Source organism: Oceanospirillum sediminis (genome assembly GCF_014164585.1).
Classification (GTDB): domain Bacteria; phylum Pseudomonadota; class Gammaproteobacteria; order Pseudomonadales; family Halomonadaceae; genus Oceanospirillum; species Oceanospirillum sediminis.
This window is the reverse complement of sequence record NZ_JACJFM010000335.1, coordinates 1-314: the sequence shown is the minus strand read 5'-3', so window position 1 is coordinate 314 and position 314 is coordinate 1. Positions and strand designations below refer to the sequence as shown.

1 protein-coding gene is annotated in these 314 nt (G+C 49.4%); it reads left to right on the top strand.

Annotation, left to right across the window (positions count from 1 at the left end; translation table 11 throughout):
- On the top strand, positions 1–314 hold a 314-nt coding region (locus tag H4O21_RS25655; protein WP_220495915.1), incomplete at both ends, for a hypothetical protein.

The following is a 314-nucleotide window of genomic DNA, read 5'->3' as shown; positions in this document are numbered from 1 at the left end:
CCTGTGTATATTTTCTATGGTCAGAGTGACCGTGTGGTAAAGCCATCAATCAGTGAAAGTCTGATCGGTTTTTACCAGACTCTGGTGGCCCCGTATAACATCCGCATTACCGCCATACCAGAGGCAGGTCACGCCTTCCCGACACTGAGCAGTGACAATGACTGCGGTGATCCGGATGCCAATCATCTGCAGAACTGCCATTTTGATGGCGCAGGAGAAGCGCTGAGGTGCAACACCGGTTACCACCAGTTTGGTGTCGATATTGTTTTTAACTTTCTGGGTTACTTCGTTCGCTGTCATTGGTCTTTTTCACC